At 66.4% G+C, this 17518-nt stretch carries 16 protein-coding genes and 1 tRNA gene; 15 read left to right on the top strand and 2 right to left on the bottom strand.

Going from position 1 to position 17518, the window contains the following annotated elements; translation table 11 throughout:
* Positions 1–24: 24 nt before the first annotated feature.
* The 11 genes from PGN27_RS03705 (at position 25) to PGN27_RS03655 (ending at position 10800) form a co-directional block, all read left to right on the top strand.
* Positions 25–1797 carry a CTP synthase gene (locus PGN27_RS03705; protein ID WP_335324877.1) on the top strand — a complete coding sequence of 591 codons (1773 nt, stop codon included), beginning with the start codon at positions 25–27 and terminating at the stop codon, positions 1795–1797.
* Positions 1790–2410, top strand: coding sequence for an NUDIX domain-containing protein (locus PGN27_RS03700; RefSeq protein WP_335324876.1), 621 nt, complete (start codon positions 1790–1792; stop codon positions 2408–2410). Before PGN27_RS03705 ends, PGN27_RS03700 begins: the two co-directional genes overlap by 8 nt.
* Positions 2407–3354: a site-specific tyrosine recombinase XerD gene (gene xerD / locus PGN27_RS03695; RefSeq protein WP_335324875.1), complete on the top strand. Its 948-nt coding sequence runs from the start codon at positions 2407–2409 to the stop codon at positions 3352–3354. Before PGN27_RS03700 ends, xerD begins: the two co-directional genes overlap by 4 nt.
* Positions 3355–3464: 110 nt before the next feature.
* Entirely contained in the window at positions 3465–4358 is an 894-nt protein-coding gene (locus PGN27_RS03690) for a ParA family protein (protein WP_418888521.1), read from the top strand.
* Positions 4355–5191 carry a segregation/condensation protein A gene (locus tag PGN27_RS03685; protein WP_335324874.1) on the top strand — a complete coding sequence of 279 codons (837 nt, stop codon included), beginning with the start codon at positions 4355–4357 and terminating at the stop codon, positions 5189–5191. Before PGN27_RS03690 ends, PGN27_RS03685 begins: the two co-directional genes overlap by 4 nt.
* On the top strand, positions 5191–5919 hold the full coding sequence (gene scpB, locus PGN27_RS03680; RefSeq protein ID WP_335324873.1) for an SMC-Scp complex subunit ScpB: 729 nt from the start codon (positions 5191–5193) through the stop codon (positions 5917–5919). Before PGN27_RS03685 ends, scpB begins: the two co-directional genes overlap by 1 nt.
* Position 5920: 1 nt before the next feature.
* Positions 5921–6664, top strand: a complete 744-nt coding sequence (locus tag PGN27_RS03675; RefSeq protein WP_335324872.1) for a pseudouridine synthase — start codon at positions 5921–5923, stop codon at positions 6662–6664.
* Positions 6661–7347, top strand: coding sequence for a (d)CMP kinase (gene cmk / locus PGN27_RS03670; protein WP_335324871.1), 687 nt, complete (start codon positions 6661–6663; stop codon positions 7345–7347). Before PGN27_RS03675 ends, cmk begins: the two co-directional genes overlap by 4 nt.
* Entirely contained in the window at positions 7344–8762 is a 1419-nt protein-coding gene (der, locus tag PGN27_RS03665; RefSeq protein WP_335324870.1) for a ribosome biogenesis GTPase Der, read from the top strand. Before cmk ends, der begins: the two co-directional genes overlap by 4 nt.
* A 135-nt stretch (positions 8763–8897) precedes the next feature.
* Positions 8898–9665 carry a sulfite exporter TauE/SafE family protein gene (locus PGN27_RS03660; RefSeq protein WP_335325217.1) on the top strand — a complete coding sequence of 256 codons (768 nt, stop codon included), beginning with the start codon at positions 8898–8900 and terminating at the stop codon, positions 9663–9665.
* A 208-nt stretch (positions 9666–9873) separates the two neighbouring features.
* Positions 9874–10800 carry a sulfite exporter TauE/SafE family protein gene (locus PGN27_RS03655; RefSeq protein WP_335324869.1) on the top strand — a complete coding sequence of 309 codons (927 nt, stop codon included), beginning with the start codon at positions 9874–9876 and terminating at the stop codon, positions 10798–10800.
* Here the strand turns inward: PGN27_RS03655 and PGN27_RS03650 are convergent.
* Positions 10780–12273, bottom strand: coding sequence for a cryptochrome/photolyase family protein (locus PGN27_RS03650; protein WP_335324868.1), 1494 nt, complete (start codon positions 12271–12273; stop codon positions 10780–10782). The genes PGN27_RS03655 and PGN27_RS03650 overlap by 21 nt on opposite strands.
* Positions 12274–12371: 98 nt before the next feature.
* On the opposite strand from PGN27_RS03650, the gene PGN27_RS03645 reads away from it, so the two are divergent.
* A tRNA-Pro gene (locus PGN27_RS03645) sits at positions 12372–12448 on the top strand.
* A 447-nt stretch (positions 12449–12895) separates the two neighbouring features.
* Here PGN27_RS03645 and PGN27_RS03640 read toward each other — a convergent pair.
* On the bottom strand, positions 12896–15580 hold the full coding sequence (locus PGN27_RS03640; protein ID WP_335324867.1) for a DUF4236 domain-containing protein: 2685 nt from the start codon (positions 15578–15580) through the stop codon (positions 12896–12898).
* Between the two features lie 229 nt (positions 15581–15809).
* Between PGN27_RS03640 and PGN27_RS03635 the strand changes: the two genes are divergently transcribed.
* The 3 genes from PGN27_RS03635 (at position 15810) to PGN27_RS03625 (ending at position 17368) form a co-directional block, all read left to right on the top strand.
* Positions 15810–16091 carry a type II toxin-antitoxin system RelE/ParE family toxin gene (locus tag PGN27_RS03635; protein WP_335324866.1) on the top strand — a complete coding sequence of 94 codons (282 nt, stop codon included), beginning with the start codon at positions 15810–15812 and terminating at the stop codon, positions 16089–16091.
* 12 nt (positions 16092–16103) lie between these two features.
* Complete coding sequence (locus PGN27_RS03630; protein WP_213446916.1) at positions 16104–16400, top strand: HigA family addiction module antitoxin; 297 nt, start codon at positions 16104–16106, stop codon at positions 16398–16400.
* A 197-nt stretch (positions 16401–16597) separates the two neighbouring features.
* A complete protein-coding gene (locus tag PGN27_RS03625) occupies positions 16598–17368 on the top strand; it encodes an SDR family NAD(P)-dependent oxidoreductase (RefSeq protein WP_335324865.1) in 771 nt (256 codons plus the stop codon).
* Positions 17369–17518 lie beyond the last annotated feature (150 nt).

The following is a 17518-nucleotide window of genomic DNA, read 5'->3' as shown; positions in this document are numbered from 1 at the left end:
GCCCCATCGCCACGGAGGTTGCACTTGCCCGGCCAGGCCAAACCGTTACGCAAACACCCGCAGACTGCGACCAAGCACCTTTTCGTCAGCGGTGGTGTCGCGTCGTCGCTGGGTAAGGGCCTCACTGCCAGTAGCCTCGGCCAGCTGCTCACCGCACGCGGTCTGCAGGTGACGATGCAGAAGCTCGATCCCTACCTCAACGTCGATCCCGGCACCATGAACCCGTTCCAGCACGGTGAGGTGTTCGTCACCGAGGACGGCGCCGAGACCGACCTGGACGTCGGCCATTACGAGCGTTTCCTGGACCGGGATCTGTCCGGTTCGGCCAACGTCACCACCGGGCAGGTCTACTCCACGGTCATCGCCAAGGAACGCCGCGGCGAGTACCTCGGCGACACGGTTCAGGTCATCCCGCACATCACCGACGAGATCAAGCGCCGCATCCTGGAGATGGCCGAGCCGGACGCCCAGGGCAACCGGCCCGATATCGTCATCACCGAGATCGGTGGCACCGTCGGCGATATCGAGTCGCTGCCGTTCCTGGAGGCGGCCCGTCAGGTCCGCCACGAGGTCGGTCGCGACAACTGCTTCTTCCTGCACGTCTCGCTGGTGCCGTATCTGGCACCCTCGGGCGAGCTCAAGACCAAGCCCACCCAGCATTCGGTGGCCGCGCTGCGCAGCATCGGTATCACCCCCGATGCGTTGATCCTGCGCTGCGACCGCGATGTCCCCGAGGGCCTGAAGAACAAGATCGCCTTGATGTGCGATGTGGACATCGACGGTGTCATCTCGACCCCGGACGCCCCGTCGATCTACGACATCCCCAAGGTGCTGCACCGCGAAGAACTCGACGCCTACGTGGTCCGCAAGCTGAACCTGCCCTTCCGGGATGTCGATTGGACGCAGTGGAACGACCTGCTGCAACGTGTCCACGAGCCCCGTGAGACGGTGCGGATTGCGTTGGTGGGCAAGTACATCGACCTCTCCGACGCGTACCTCTCCGTCGCCGAGGCGCTGCGCGCGGGTGGTTTCAAGCATTACGCGAAGGTGCAGATCGACTGGATCGCCTCCGATGACTGCGAGCTCGACGCCGGCGCGATCGCCGCGCTCGACGGTGTGCACGGTGTGCTGATTCCCGGTGGTTTCGGCATCCGCGGTATCGACGGCAAGATCGGTGCCATCCGGTACGCCCGCAAGCGTGGGGTGCCGGTGCTCGGCCTGTGCCTGGGGCTGCAGTGCATCGTCATCGAGGCCGCCCGATCGGTCGGTCTGACCGAGGCCAGTTCCGCCGAGTTCGACCCGGACACTCCGGATCCGGTGATCGCCACCATGGCCGATCAGCTCGATGCGGTCGCCGGTGACGCCGACCTCGGCGGCACCATGCGGCTGGGAGCCTATCCGGCGGTGCTGCAGCCGGACTCGATCGTGGCGGCCGCCTACGGCGCCACCGAGGTCTCCGAGCGGCACCGGCACCGCTATGAGGTCAACAACACCTACCGCGACCGCATCGCCGAGAGCGGATTGAAGTTCTCCGGGACCTCGCCCGACGGACACCTTGTCGAGTTCGTCGAGTACGGCGCCGACGTGCACCCGTTCCTGGTCGGCACGCAGGCCCATCCCGAACTCAAGAGCCGGCCGACCCGGCCCCATCCGTTGTTCGCGGCGTTCATCGGCGCGGCCTTGGATTACAAGGCGGCCGAACGACTTCCGTTGGAGGACGTCGAGCGCGGCAGCAACGGTGTCGAGCACGGTGAGGATGCGGATCAGCCCTCACCCGAGCCGGCGCAGCGTGGCTGAGCACCAGTTCGTCACCCGCGCGAGCGAGACCGCGCATGTGGGCAAGATCCTCGCGCTGCGCATCGACGATGTGCAGATGCCCGGGGGACACAGCGCCCGCCGCGAGGTGGTCGAACACTTCGGTGCGGTCGCCGTCGTCGCCGTGGACGACGAGGACCGCATCGCGATGGTCTACCAGTACCGCCATCCCGTCGGGCGCCGGTTGTGGGAACTGCCGGCCGGGCTGCTGGACATGGGTGGCGAGCCGCCCGCGTCGACGGCGGCCCGCGAACTGCACGAGGAAGCCGGCCTGGCTGCCGAAAACTGGTCGGTACTGGTCGATATCGTGACCTCTCCAGGCTTCAGCGATGAGAGCGTGCGGGTGTTCCTGGCCACCGGGTTGTCCGAGATCGGCCGTCCCGAGGCCGCCGACGAAGAAGCCGACCTGCGGCTGGAGTGGGTGCCGCTGGCCGATGCGGTGCACCGCGTCCTCAGCGGTGAGATCGTCAATTCGATTGCCGTTGCCGGGATTCTGGCCGTCCACGCGGCACCCGACCGATCGGTGCTGCGTCCGGTCGATGCGCCGTGGTTGGACCGGCCCACTGCTTTCGCGGCCAGGCAGGACCACCGGTGACCACCGCGACCGGCGCGCTCGACGATCAGGTGCAGGGCTACCTGGACCACCTGGCCATCGAGCGTGGGGTCGCGGCCAACACCATCAGTTCCTACCGGCGCGATCTGCGCCGTTACGCCGAGTATCTGCAGGGGCGCGGCATCGCCGACCTCCGCTCGGTCGGTGAGAACGATGTCAGCGACTTTCTCGTCGCGCTGCGCAAGGGCGATCCCGACCTCGGTGCGGCGCCACTGTCGGCGGTCTCGGCGGCCAGAGCGCTGGTCGCCGTCCGCGGTCTGCACCGGTTTCTCGCCGTCGAGGGCGTCGTCGAGGTCGATGTCGCGCGCGCGGTGAAGCCGCCCACCCCCTCGCGGCGCCTTCCCAAAAGTTTGTCGGTCGACGAGGTGCTGGCGCTTCTGGAAGCTGCCGGCGGTGACCGGGATGCCGACGGGCCGCTCAGTCTGCGCAACCGGGCGCTGCTGGAGCTGCTCTATTCGACGGGTGCACGCATCTCCGAAGCCGTCGGCCTGGACGTCGACGATGTCGACACCGAATACCGGTCGGTGCTGCTGCGCGGAAAGGGCGGCAAGGATCGGCTCGTTCCGGTGGGCCGTCCGGCCGTCAGCGCCCTGGATGCGTACCTGGTGCGGGGCCGCCCGGAGCTGGCCCGGCGCGGCAAGGGCACCCCGGCGATCTTCCTGAACGCCCGCGGCGGCCGGCTGTCCCGGCAGAGCGCCTGGCAGGTGCTGCAGGACGCCGCCGCGGCCGCCGGGATCGCGTCGGCGGTGTCCCCGCACACCATGCGGCACTCTTTCGCCACCCACCTGCTCGAAGGCGGCGCCGACGTACGCGTCGTTCAGGAACTGCTGGGTCATGCCTCGGTGACCACCACCCAGATCTACACACTGGTCACGGTCAGTGCGCTGCGCGAGGTGTGGGCCGGGGCGCACCCTCGGGCCCGCTGAAGTCGCGGGACCGTAGCCAGCGGGTCTGCCGTCACGGCGGGTTGTGCACAGCTAGACTCTGCTGCGATGTTCGCCATGGATGAGTGCCGCCTGACCTCGGTGGCTGCGCCGTGAGCGACGACGTCGGCGGCGGTGGTGGCCTGAACCTCGGCATCGAGCCACAGGTCGAGCTGGGCCTCACCGGACGGCCCGTCCGCGATATCCCGGAACCAGAACCGCGCACCAGCCACGGTCCGGCCAAGGTCATCGCCATGTGCAATCAGAAGGGCGGCGTCGGCAAGACGACGTCGACCATCAATCTGGGTGCCAGCCTGGCCGAATACGGTCGCCGCGTGCTGCTGGTCGACCTGGACCCGCAGGGTGCGCTGTCGGCAGGGCTGGGGGTTCCGCACTACGAGCTGGAACACACCGTCCACAACCTGCTGATCGAGCCGCGCGTGTCCATCGACCAGGTGCTGATCAAGACCCGTGTCAGCGGCTTGGACCTGGTGCCCAGCAATATCGACCTGTCCGCGGCCGAGATCCAGTTGGTCAACGAGGTCGGCCGCGAGCAATCGCTCGCGCGGGCGCTCTACCCGGTGCTCGACCGCTACGACTACGTGCTGATCGACTGCCAGCCGTCGCTGGGTCTGCTCACCGTCAACGGCCTGGCCTGCGCCGACGGCGTGATCATCCCGACCGAGTGCGAGTACTTCTCGCTGCGCGGCCTGGCGCTGCTCACCGACACCGTGGACAAGGTCCGCGACCGGCTCAACCCCAAACTGGACATCAGCGGCATCCTGGTGACCCGCTACGACCCGCGCACCGTGAACGCCCGCGAAGTGATGGCGCGGGTGGTCGAGCGCTTCGGCGATCTGGTGTTCGACACCGTCATCACCCGTACCGTGCGGTTCCCGGAGACCAGCGTCGCCGGTGAGCCGATCACCACGTGGGCGCCGAAATCCACTGGGGCAGTGGCGTACCGGTCGTTGGCCCGCGAGGTCATCGCCCGGTTCGGTTCGTGAGCGAGGACACAGCTCCCACGACCGCCGAGGCGTCCGAAACCAGCGAGGCCAAAGCGGGCTTCCAGGTTCGGTTGAGCAACTTCGAGGGCCCCTTCGACCTGCTGTTGCAGTTGATTTTCGGTCACCGCCTCGACGTCACCGAGGTGGCGCTGCATCAGGTCACCGATGAGTTCATCGCCTATACCAAGGAGATCGGCCGTCAGCTCGAACTCGAGGAGACCACGGCCTTTCTGGTGATTGCGGCCACACTTCTGGATCTGAAGGCGGCGCGGTTGCTGCCTGCCGGCGAAGTGCATGACGAGGAAGACCTCGCACTGCTGGAGGTCCGCGATCTCCTGTTCGCCAGACTGCTGCAGTACCGCGCGTTCAAACATGTCGCGTTGATGTTCGCCGAGCTGGAGGCTGCGGCACTGCGCAGCTACCCCCGTTCGGTATCCCTGGAGCCGCGCTTCGAGGAGCTGTTACCCGAGGTCATGATCGGCGTGGACGCCGATCGCTTCGCCCAGATCGCGGCCGCGGCGTTCACGCCGCGACCGGTGCCCAGCGTGCGCCTGGACCACCTGCACGTGCAGCCGGTCTCGGTGCCCGAGCAGGCCATGCGCTTGATGGGCCTGCTCGAACAGCGTGGGATCGGCGGCTGGGCGTCCTTCGGCGATCTGGTCGACGGATGTGACGTGATGCAGATCGTGGGCAGCTTCCTGGCGCTATTGGAGCTCTACCGGGCCAGGGCGGTAACATTCGAGCAAGTAGAACCGCTTGGTGTGCTCCAGGTTTCGTGGACCGGGGATCGGCCAACCAACGAACACCTGGCAGCCGCAGTGGAAGAAGACTGATGACCGACAATGTGACCGACACCGAGTTGGATGCCGCCGATATCGGCGGGCTCGATCCAGTCGACGGCACCGATGCCGAGTCGGAGCACGAAACCCTCGATGATGCCGAACTGAGGTCGGTGTTGGAGGCGCTGCTGCTGGTGGTCGACACCCCCGCGTCGCTGGAGGCGCTGGCCTCGGCCACCAGTGAGCCGACCGACCGGATCGCCACCACACTGACCCAGCTGGCCGCCGAACTCACCGAGCGGGACAGCGGTATCGACCTACGAGAGGCCGGCGGTGGCTGGCGGATGTACACCCGTGCCCGGTACGCGCCCTATGTGGAGCGGCTACTGCTGGACGGGGCGCGCTCGAAACTGACCCGCGCGGCGTTGGAGACCCTTGCGGTGGTTGCTTACCGACAGCCGGTCACCCGTGCCCGGGTCAGCGCGGTCCGTGGCGTCAATGTCGATGCCGTGATGCGAACGCTGTTGGCGCGCGGTCTGATCACCGAGGCGGGTACCGATTCCGACAGCGGCGCAGTCGCTTTCGCGACCACCGAACTGTTCCTGGAGCGGCTGGGTCTGTCCTCGTTGGCAGATCTGCCCGATATCGCACCGCTGTTGCCCGATGTCGATGTGATCGACGATCTGAGCGAGAACCTGAACGACGAGCCGCGCTTCGCCAAACTCGGTGGCGCGGCTGCCGTACCCGAGCCGCCCGCCGGCATCGATGTGGACAAGGACTGACATGAACGAGCCGGACGGTGTCCGCTTACAGAAGGTATTGTCGCAGGCCGGGGTTGCCTCTCGGCGGGTGGCCGAACGGATGATCCTCGATGGTCGCGTCGAGGTGGACGGCCGGATCGTCACCGAGCTCGGCACTCGGGTCGACCCCGACAACGCCGATATCCGGGTCGACGGCACCCGCGTCATCGTCAACGAGGATCTCGTTTACCTGGCCATCAATAAGGAGCGCGGCATGCACTCCACGATGTCCGATGACCGGGGCCGGCCCTGCGTCGGCGACCTGGTGGAACACCGGGTGCGCGGTAACAAGAACCTTTTCCATGTCGGCCGCCTCGACGCCGATACCGAGGGGCTGCTGATCCTGACCAATGACGGTGAGCTCGCGCACCGGCTGATGCACCCGTCCTACGAAGTGCCCAAAACCTATGTCGCCACCGTGACCGGACGCGTCCCCCGTGGTCTGGGCAAGAAACTGCGCGAGGGTGTCGAACTCGATGACGGCCCGGTCACCCTGGACGATTTCGCCGTCGTGGACACCCTGCCCGGCAAGACGCTGGTGAAGGTGACCCTGCACGAGGGACGCAAACGCATCGTCCGCCGGACGCTGGCTGCGGTGGGCTTCCCGGTGGAAGCGTTGGTGCGCACCGATATCGGCACGGTGAACCTGGGGGACATGCGCCCCGGCAGCATCCGGGTGTTGACCCGCAAGGAGATCGGCGAGTTGTACAAGGCGGTGGGAATGTGAGCACGGGACCGACGATCGCGCTGGACGGACCGGCCGGCACCGGTAAGTCCTCGGTGTCGCGCGGTTTGGCTCGCGCGATGGGGATGCGCTACCTCAACACCGGAGCGATGTACCGCATCGTGACGCTGGCCGTGTTGCGTGCCGGGGTCGATCTCGACGATGCCGAGCAGGTGGCCGCGGTCGCAGCCGATGTCGACCTTGCGGTCAGCTATGACCCCGACCACGACGAGGCATTCCTGGGCGGTGAAAACGTGTCGCAGGAGATCCGCGGCGACGAGGTCACCGGTGCGGTGTCGGCCGTCTCGGCGGTACCCGCCGTGCGTGCCCATCTGGTTCGGCTGCAGCGAGAGCTGGCCGCCGGTGACGGTGGCGTGGTGGTCGAAGGACGCGATATCGGGACCGTGGTGCTCACCGATGCGGACGTGAAGATCTTCCTGACCGCCTCGGCCGAGGAACGCGCGCGCCGCCGCAACATCCAGAACATCGCGGCCGGGCTCGGTGACGACTACGAGGCCGTGTTGGCCGATGTGCAGCGCCGTGATCATCTGGATTCGACGCGGGCGGTGTCACCGCTGCGTCCCGCCGAGGATGCCGTGATCGTGGACACCAGCGATATGGACGAGGCCGCCGTGGTGGCCCACCTGCAGGAGCTTGTGGAACAACGGGTGGGAGCGCACCGATGACCGAGGACGGTACGTGGAACGACGAAAGCGACTGGGATTCGGTCGTTTTCGAAGAAGGCGCGGACGAAGACGAATCGGCGCCGCCCCCGGTGGTGGCCGTGGTGGGCCGGCCCAACGTGGGTAAGTCCACGCTGGTCAACCGGATCCTCGGTCGCCGCGAGGCCGTCGTGCAGGACATCCCCGGGGTGACCCGTGACCGGGTGTCCTACGACGCGAGTTGGTCGGGGCGACGGTTTGTGGTGCAGGACACCGGCGGCTGGGAGCCCGACGCCAAGGGGCTACAGCAGAAGGTCGCCGAGCAGGCCGCGATCGCGATGCAGACCGCCGACGCCATCATCATGGTCGTCGACACGACCACCGGGGCCACCTCGGCCGATGAGGCCGCGGCCAAGAGGCTGCAGCGTTCGGGCAAGCCGGTGTACCTGGCCGCCAACAAGGTCGACAACGAGCGCGGCGAGGCCGATGCGGCCGCGTTGTGGTCGATGGGTCTGGGGGAGCCGCACCCGATCAGCGCGATGCACGGTCGCGGTGTGGCCGATCTGTTGGATGCGGTGTTGGCCGAGCTGCCCGAGGTGTCCGAGGTGAGCGGCGGCGGTCCGGGTGGGCCGCGGCGTGTCGCACTGGTGGGCAAGCCCAACGTGGGCAAGAGCTCGCTGCTGAACCGGCTGGCCGGTGATGAGCGTTCGGTGGTCCACGATGTTGCGGGCACCACCGTCGACCCGGTGGACTCGTTGATCGAATTGGACGGAAAGCCTTGGCGTTTCGTCGACACCGCCGGGTTGCGGCGCAAGGTCGGTCAGGCCAGCGGGCACGAGTTCTATGCCTCGGTGCGCACCCATAGCGCGATCGACTCCGCCGAGGTGGCCATCGTGCTGGTCGACGGATCGGTGCCGCTGACCGAACAGGATCTGCGGGTGCTGACCATGGTGATCGAGGCCGGCCGGGCGCTGGTGCTCGTCTTCAACAAATGGGATCTGGTCGATGAAGACCGGCGTTACCTGCTGGACAAGGAGATCGACCGGGAACTGGTACAGGTCCAGTGGGCGCCACGGGTCAACATTTCGGCCAAGACCGGCCGCGCCGTGCAGAAGTTGGTGCCTGCCCTGGAGACGGCGCTGCGGTCCTGGGACACCCGTATCCCGACCGGCCGGCTCAACACGTTCTTCAAGGAGATCGTGGCCGCAACGCCGCCGCCCGTGCGCGGTGGTAAGCAGCCGCGCATCCTGTTCGCCACGCAGGCGGCCTCCCGACCGCCGACCTTCGTCTTGTTCACCAGCGGATTCCTGGAGGCCGGTTATCGCCGGTTCCTGGAGCGCAAGCTGCGCGAGACGTTCGGGTTCGAGGGCAGCCCGATCCGGATCAACGTGCGGGTGCGGGAGAAGCGCGGAGCCAAGGCCGGCGGAGCGAGGCGCTAGCCGAGCGACCCAACAGCACGGAGCGAAGCGCTAGCGGAGCGACCCGGGAGCACGGAGCGAGGCGTTAGCCGAGCGACGCGTCGGGAATCGGCGCCGGCGCACCTGAGTAGGGTGGCCGAAGTGTCGACGACCCACATGATCCTCATTGCCCTGGCCGGAGTGGGAGCCGGCGCCATCAACGCGATCGTCGGTTCCGGCACGTTGATCACCTTCCCCACACTGGTGGCGCTGGGCTTTCCACCGGTGACCGCGACCATGTCCAACGCCGTCGGCCTCGTCGCCGGCGGGGTGTCGGGCACCTGGGGGTATCGCCGCGAGCTGCGCGGACAGTGGAACCGCTTGCGCTGGCAGATCCCGGCCTCACTGGTGGGTGCCGGTTGTGGGGCGTGGTTGCTGCTGCACCTGCCGGAGAAGGTGTTCCAACAGGTCGTGCCGGTGCTGTTGGTGTTGGCGCTGGTGCTGGTGGTCATCGGCCCGCGGATTCAGGCCTGGGCGCGCCGCCGTGCCGAGGCCCAGGGGCAGTCGGTGCACGACATCAGCGTGGGCCGGATGGCGGCGCTGATCACCGGGACCTTCATCGTCGGGATCTACGGCGGCTACTTCACCGCCGCCCAGGGCATCCTGCTGATCGCGGTGATGGGTGCGCTGCTGCCCGAGGACATGCAGCGCATGAACGCCGCCAAGAATCTGTTGTCCCTGCTGGTCAATATCGTCGCGGCGGTTGCCTACACGGTGGTCGCCTTCGACCGGATCAGCTGGGCCGCGGCCGGGCTTATCGCCATCGGGTCGCTGATCGGCGGTTTTCTGGGTGCGCACTATGGCCGTCGGCTGTCTCCGGGTGCGTTGCGGGCGGTGATCGTGGTGGTGGGATTGATCGGGCTGTATCGATTGTTGACCGTGTAGGCTGACTCCGGTTTACGGCTCACGAAGGGACTGTTCAGATGGCTGATCGCGTGTTCATCACGCCGTCGCCGTCCGACGCGTGCGCCCTCGAGCCGTTTTGGCCTTCCCGCCGGTTGATGGCGTTCGACGAATGGTGTTGTCCGCGTCCCTGACGCGTCCCATTCGTCACGGTCCCCGTGTGCGGTGACCACCATCCCTGAGAGCAGCCATGCGTTCGCTTCTGATCTTCACCCTTGTCGGTGCCGGTGCCCAACTCGTCGACGGCGCGTTGGGGATGGCTTTCGGCGTCACCGCTACCACGTTGTTGGTGCTTTCCGGGGTGGGCGCGGCTCAGGCCAGCGCCGCGGTGCACCTGGCCGAGGTGGGCACGACCTTCGCCTCGGGTCTGTCGCACTGGAAGTTCAAGAACATCGACTGGAAACTGGTCGGCAAGCTCGGCGGGCCCGGCGCGGTGGGCGCCTTCCTGGGGGCGACCGTGCTGTCCTCGTTGTCGACCGAGCATGCGGCCCCGCTGATGGCGGCCATCCTGGTGGGTATCGGGGTGTACGTGTTGTTGCGGTTCTCGCTGCGCACACCGCTGAGCTTCGGTGCCAAGGGCACCAGTCACAGCGTCAAGTTCCTTGCCCCGCTTGGGCTTTTCGGTGGGTTCATCGATGCCTCCGGCGGCGGTGGCTGGGGTCCGGTGACCACCAGCACGCTGCTCTCGCAGGGTAAGACCGCGCCGCGCACCGTTATCGGTTCGGTCAGCGCCTCGGAGTTCCTGGTCGCGGTCTCAGCGTCGCTCGGCTTTCTGATCGGTTTGCGTCAGGAATTCCTGGAGAACTGGCCGGTGGTGGTCGGCCTGATGGTCGGCGGTGTCATCGCCGCGCCGTTCGCGGCGTGGTTGGTCACCAAAGTCAGCCCGGCTCTGCTGGGCACCGCCGTGGGTGGCGTCATCGTGCTGACAAACAGCCAGAAGTTGGTGCACTTCTTCGACGTCCAGTGGCCGTGGTCGACGGCGATCTATTCGGTGATCGTGGTGGCCTGGGCGTCGCTGGTGTTCTACGCGTGGCGGGTGTCGCGCGCACCCAGGTTCGCCCCGGCCGAGGCCGACGAGGTTGCTTCGGACGTCGCGTCAGAAACGGTCCCGCGCTGACTCCTGCTCCAACACCGCCTCGAGGTCGCCGAGTCGATCCATCGACGACACCGCCCGCCGGGTCCGCATGTTCTTGGCCAGCCGCTCGCGGTGTCGGTGGGTGAAGGCCCAGTAGCCGGCCGTGAAGGGGCAGGCGTCCTCGCCGACGCGTTTCTTCGGGTCGTAGGCGCAGTCGCCGCAATGATCGCTCATCTTGTTGATGTACGCGCCGCCGGAGGTGTAGGGCTTGGTCGCCAGCAGGCCGGCGTCGGCGTGCTGGCTCATGCCGATGACGTTGGTGGGCATCACCCAGCGGAAGCCGTCGACGTAGGCGGTGGCGAACCAGTCGGTGAGTTCGTCGGGCCGGTATCCGCGTTGCAGCGCGTGGCTGCCCAGGATCATCAGCCGCTGAATGTGATGGTTCCAGCCGCGGTCGCGCAGCCCTTCCAGCGCGGAGTGCAGGCAGGCAGCAGTGACGGCGTCGGCATCCAGGTCGGCCCACCAGTCGGGTAACCGGGTGTGGGCCTCGAGTTCGTTGTGGGCGGTGTAGTCCGGGCCGAAGTGCCAATACAGATGCCACATGTATTCACGCCAGCCCAGGATCTGGCGGATGAAGCCCTCGACGGCGGCCAGCGGTGCGTCACCGTCGCGGTAGGCCCGTTCGGCAGCATCGACGGCATCCAGGGGGTGCAGCACACCGAGATTGAGGGGAACCGATAGCAGCGAATGCGACATTGCCCAGTCCTGGCTCATCATGGCGTCCTCGTAGCGGCCGAAGGCCGGCAGCCGGTGGTCGATGAATCTCTTCAGCGCGCGTCGCGCCTCTGCCGGGGTCACGGCGAACAGGCGCGGACCGTCGTTGCCGATCGTGTCGAGGTCGAGGGCATCGAGGTCGCGGCGGACCTGGGCGTCGATAGCGTCCTCACGCGGCTTGTAGGGCGCTGGGACGTCGAGGGTGCGCTGTTTTTTCGGCGGCGACTCGCGGTTGTCCTCGTCGTAGTTCCACCGGCTACCGACGGGGTCCTTGCCCTCCATCAGGACGTCGAAGCGGCGACGTTGGTCGCGGTAGAAGTCCTCCATGCGGAAGCGGGTGCGCTCACCGGCCCAGCTCTGGAAGTCCTTGCGCGGCAGCGCGAAGGTCGGCGTCGGCAGGACCTCGGTGACCAGGCCTTGCTTCTGCAGTCGGTGGACGAACTTCTCGGCGGCATGCGAGGTGGGTTCGTGGACCAGGACGGGCTTGTTGAAGTTCTTCAGGGCCTCGGTGTAGCTGTCGGCCTGGATGAGGGTGGCGCGATCACCGAGGTCGTGGGCGGCATGGCGCAGCGCCGAGAGCACCAGGTGCAGCTTCTGGCGGTGGTAGCGGCGCTTGCCCAAGGCCGCGGTGGACTCGATGAGCAGCACCTCGCGGTGGGCGTGCTCACCGCCGTAGACGGCCGGCCCGAGCTGGTCGGCGAACAGCCACAGGGGAGTGTCGTCACGGGTGTCTGGCACCACTGATCAGTACCCAGATCCGTGAGGGATGACGCGGTTGGGATTTGGGTGGGGGCCTGAGGTAGAGTTTCGCTCGCCTACCGGCGATCCCGGAAGGCACTCGGGCTGTGGCGCAGCTTGGTAGCGCACTTGACTGGGGGTCAAGTGGTCGCAGGTTCAAATCCTGTCAGCCCGACCAAGAAAACCCGCTCTGACCTCGGTCGGAGCGGGTTTCGTGGTTTCGGCGAGATTTGAGATTGTGCCCGGCGTTCCAACAGTGTCCCAAGCGCATCTCAGTGGGCGGAGGGTCAGCCGAATAGGGCGGCGCCGGCGGCGCGCAGGTCGTCTCGTTGAGCGCCGGAGTAGAGATAGATGGAGATATGGCGGCGTCGTGCCCGTGCTACACGGCAACCACGTGGACCGGCAAACCGCCGGCGAGCATCAGGCTGACGCTGGTGTGGCGGAGACCCCTGGGGCGGAGACGACGCAGGCCGGCTCGGGCACGCAGTCGCTCAAACTCTTCGGAGTACCACTCGTGGCGGATGAGGGGTCCGTCTGTCCAGATCAGGGCTCGCTCGACATCCTTCCGCCCGATCTGCTGGAGACTGCCGTGAGCTGGGCCTAGTCTTTGGTTCCGCGAAGTCATTCACTCGTACCAGGGGTGTGGTTCTGGGTCGCGGTCGAGTTCGGTGGGTCGCCAGGTTGGTCGCCAGTAGGCGTCAGCTTCCTCAGCTCGCTGTTGGCGTAGTGCGGCGTGGCGGTCAAGTTCGCGTTGTCGTTCGTAGGCTTTGAGTTCGGCTTCTCGGATGGCGTCGTCCAAGCGCGTGGCGCCTTCGGCGGGGGTGATGATCGGGATCCCGAGTTTTCGCGCTGTGGTATGCCGGGAATCGGTGGCCTCGGGGGTGGTGCTGACCATCCATTGGACGGTCTTGGTGACATTGACAGCGAGTCTGGCGCCATAACTTTCGGCGCGCTCTCGCAAGTCGACGACTTCGCTGTGGTCACCAACGATCGCAACGCGAAGACTCTTCAGATAGCGCGCTTCCGGTGGGGGAGAAGGTTCGGCGCACTGCTGAATGACGCCGTCTATCTGGGTGCTCAGCTCGGACAGACCGAGTGCGTCAGCGAGCAAGTACATTTCGCGGCGCTGCGTAGGTGACAAGCGATGCCAATCGTCAACCTTGCTGTCGGGATAGGTCTCGTTCCATGCCGTGTAGTGCAGTGATTTGAGCTGTGGGCCGGTCAGACGTGTCGCTCGAGCCTGGCGGGTGAGCGCCTCGGCTTCTTCGTAGGTCAGTCTCCCGTCTTCAACGGCATCGGTGAGCAGGGCGACGTACTGCTGCGCTTGTGCGGGATCGCCGGAGCGCGGATGGGGCGATTGGGGAAATGAGTTGAGCAGTTCGGCGACGGAGCCACGTGCCAACGGTACGGGCCGGCAGCTGATGGGGCATTCGGTGAATGGTGTTGCTTGTGGGGCGGCGGGACTGGCGGTGAGGTAGAGCGCGGTCGGGGAGTTGTTGAGTAGCCACAGCAGGACTTCCCGGACTGCGCGTGCGTCGCCGAGCGCTGTGTGCTTTTGGTCGGACCAGCCTCCGGTGGCTGTCTTGTACATCGCGGTGAGGCTGAAGGCTCGGCCGTCGAGTTGTCGCCGTGAGGCCTGAAGTGTGCACAGGGTAACGATTTTGGGCTTTGTGATCTTGGCGCGGCGTGCGGCGGCGGCTAGGAATCCCTCTTCGAACTCGCAGTTGTGCGCGACCAGAATGGTCCCGTCGATGAATGCCAGCATTTCGGGAAGGGCTTGTCCGATCGATGGTGCGCGTGCAAGATCGGCGTCGTCGATCTGATGGATCGCGCGGGCCTCGGGGTCCGACCCGGGGCTGTTGATCAGGGTGGCGAATTCGTCGAGGATAGTGCCGTCAGCGCGGAACTTGACCAGCCCGATTTCAACAATCCGGTCCTTTCCCGGATCAAGGCCTGTGGTTTCGAGGTCAATGGCGGTGAAGGTCGCCTCGGACGCGGGGTAGGCGGTCGCACGGCGGGTGAGCACAGCGCGAGTGATCGGTGTGCTCTTGGATCGAGGGGTAGGGGCGACAGCTGGCGCAGCGGTCACGCGTGCGACATGTTCCGACGGGGTGGGAGTGCGCTTTGCGGGTCCTGCCGAATATTGCACGGCGGCAGTCGGTGTCGGACCTTGGAGCGGGGGCGCGGCCGTGATGGCGCGGGCGACCGGGGCGGTGGCGTCGGCACGGGAGATCTGGAGTTGCCATTGCAGGCCGTGCGCGCTTGTGAGGTCGAGGGTGCCGTATCGCATGATCGGCAGCACGCGGTTGTTCTTGTAGCGGCGGTCGGGGCCGCCCTTCACGTTGACGTACTGCCAGGTTTGATCGACTTGGACAGCATCGCATGGGGTGGCGTTGCTTTCGATGAAGCGGGTGTCGCCCGATCGGACGTTGAGGTGGGCGTAGCTGATGTCGCTGAAGCGGTTAGCGTCGCGCACGAGGACGCGGTCGGGAAGAAAGTACAGGGCCGCCTTACCGGCGGTGATCGACGGGACGGCGATGTTGGTCGAAAGAGCCTTCGGGCCGGTGGTCGTCGCGGCTCCGTCGACGCGGTTGATGATGCGGCCGGCGCCTGAGTTCGTTTTGAATTGATGGGTGGTTGTTACGTTGCCTGCCTGCAGGACTCGCCACAGTTTCTGTGATTCGCTGAGCCAGGGCCACATGCCCACGAGGGTGTCGAACCAGGTGAAGTGCTCGTCTTCGACGTCGTAGAACAGGATGACGGTCTTGCGGGCACGGTCGTTGAGCACCATCCAGATGCACAGCGGTGCGAGTAGTGCCCAGACGATCAGTCCCCACGGAAGGCTGATCAGGCCGAGTAAGACCGTGGCGGCGGTGACCCACCATCCCCACGGGGTGCGGGCGGCGGCAGTGTTGAGTTGTTCGACGATGTCGCCGCCACCGGTGGGGGCGAGTTCGACGGCGGTGGCGCCGCTGACATCTTCCATCAGGATGCCGCTGGGCTGGAATGTCGCCCGCGTCGGCGTCGGCGGCGGTGCCGTAGCCGGGGCTGTCGGTCCGTTCAACGTGGTGCGGTAATAGATGCCGCCGCGACCCATGTGGACGTAGTTGCCCCGCGGTCCGGTGCCGACTCGGAATCCTGGCACGCCGACGCTGACCCCGACACCGGACTTGCTGAGATTGAACCGGAACGGCCCGGCACTCAAACTCTTGCGGATGTAAAAACCCACTGAATCCCCCTGCGAAATAACTTCGGCAGCATTGTGCCATAGCCGTTCGACCGAGGACGTCAGATTCTTCGCAGAAGTCAATATTGTTTGCTGGCTGGCTCCTGATGAGCCCAGTCGAGAGACTATTTCAGGCGCGATCGCGAACCCGGAGTCCTATAAGCGTGTGAACGTGGGCGTTCCCCTGGCCTACCTCGCCGGATCTTCGTCATGTCGAAGCGCCCAGTCCAAGGTCGCCAGGCCATTGGCTGCGCGAAAGACTATCGCGCACTCCCGATTGACGTTACTAACGGGTGGCGTTAGCATTGTGGATGTGATCCGGTCGTTCAGGGACGGCGACACCCAGAAGGTCTGGGAGCTGCGCCGTCCCAAGGGGATCAGCGTGGAACTTGCCAAGGCTGCGCGGCGCAAGATGCAGATTCTCGATGCCGCGGAGAACATCAGCGACCTACGTGTCCCGCCGGGGAACCGGCTGGAAAAGCTACTGCCACCCCGCGAGGGGCAGCACAGCATCCGCGTCAACGACCAGTTCCGCATCTGCTTCACCTGGCGCGACGGCGGCGCTGATGACGTCGAGCTGACCGACTACCACTGAGAAAGGAACACCATGGCCGACTTCGCCCCAACCCACCCCGGCGAGATCCTCGCCGAAGAGTTCCTCGTACCGATGGGCATCAGCGCCTACCGGCTGGCTCAGGAAATACACGTACCGCAGACCCGGTTGAGCGAGATCATCCGGGGGCGGCGAGCCATCACCGCCGACACTGGCCTGCGGCTCTCGCGCGCGCTGGGGCTGTCGGACATGTTCTGGATCAACTTGCAGGCGCGCTATGACGCCGACGTGGCTCGCGCCGAGCGGGGGGACGAGCTGGACCGCATCCGCCCGCTTGCCGCGGCAGGCTGAGGACACCACTCGACGGAGCCCTCCGTGGCGTTCTAGGAAGATGGACCACGCTGTGCGGTGCAGTCGTAGCATCACAACTCGTGCAAGGCTTGGTCGTAACCCCAAAAGCGTTCCGCATCATCGAAACTGCGGCGTGAGAGCAACCGTGCTGACAGTCAGAGGCTACAACCTCTAACTCTCCCGAATTGAGGATCTCTATGCCGACCGACGATCCGGTTGCGGTCATCACGGGCGCCGGCAGCGCTGAGGGCATCGGTTTCGCGTCGGCCCGCCTGCTCGGTGAATCCCACCACGTGCTGATCGCCGCCACCTCCGAACGCATCCACGACCGGGTGGCGCAGTTACAGGACGTCGGGATCGACGCTGCCGGGTTCGTGGGCGACCTCAGTGACTCGGCTGTCGCCAACGATCTGGTGGCCTCGGCACGTGACCGGTGGGGCCGGGTCGACGTTCTGGTCAACAACGCCGGCATGGTCGCGACCACCGGCGCCGAGGAGCAACTACCCGCCGACGCCACGCCGGACGACCAGTGGCGAGCGGCGTTGGCGCGCAACCTGGATACCAACTTCTTCGTCACCCGTGCCGCCCTGAAAAGCATGACCGATCGCCGTTACGGCCGCATCGTGAGCGTCGGCTCGGTGTCCGGGCCGGTGATGGCCTACCGCGGCGATGCCTCTTACCACGCGGCCAAGGCCGCGATCGTCGGATTGACCCGATCGGTGGCTCTCGACTACGGGCACCTCGGCATCACCGCCAATGTCGTGGCACCGGGATGGATCGACACCGGCTCGGCCACTCAGCACGAGCGCGAGATGGGAGCGGCCACGCCATTGCGTCGTTCCGGGCGGCCCGAGGAGGTCGCGTCGGTCGTGGCTTTTCTTGCTTCCCCGGGCGCCTCGTATGTCAGCGGTCAGGTCGTCGTCGTCGATGGCGCCAACTCCGTCGCCGAGGAACGTGGCCCGCACTAGCGTCGCGGGTCGTGCGGTGGCGACGGCAGTCGCGGCCGCAGCTCGGTCGGCAGAGTAGATCGCTCACCGCGTCGCCGCAGGAAACGCCGGCGCGCCCCTCCGCTGAAGCTTGTTAGGCGAAGTAACTAAATATGCGCTACAGTTCCCCTC

The organism is Mycolicibacterium neoaurum (assembly GCF_036946495.1).
In the GTDB taxonomy this organism is placed as follows: Bacteria; Actinomycetota; Actinomycetes; order Mycobacteriales; family Mycobacteriaceae; genus Mycobacterium; species Mycobacterium neoaurum_B.
This window is presented reverse-complemented; position numbering and strand designations above follow the sequence as displayed.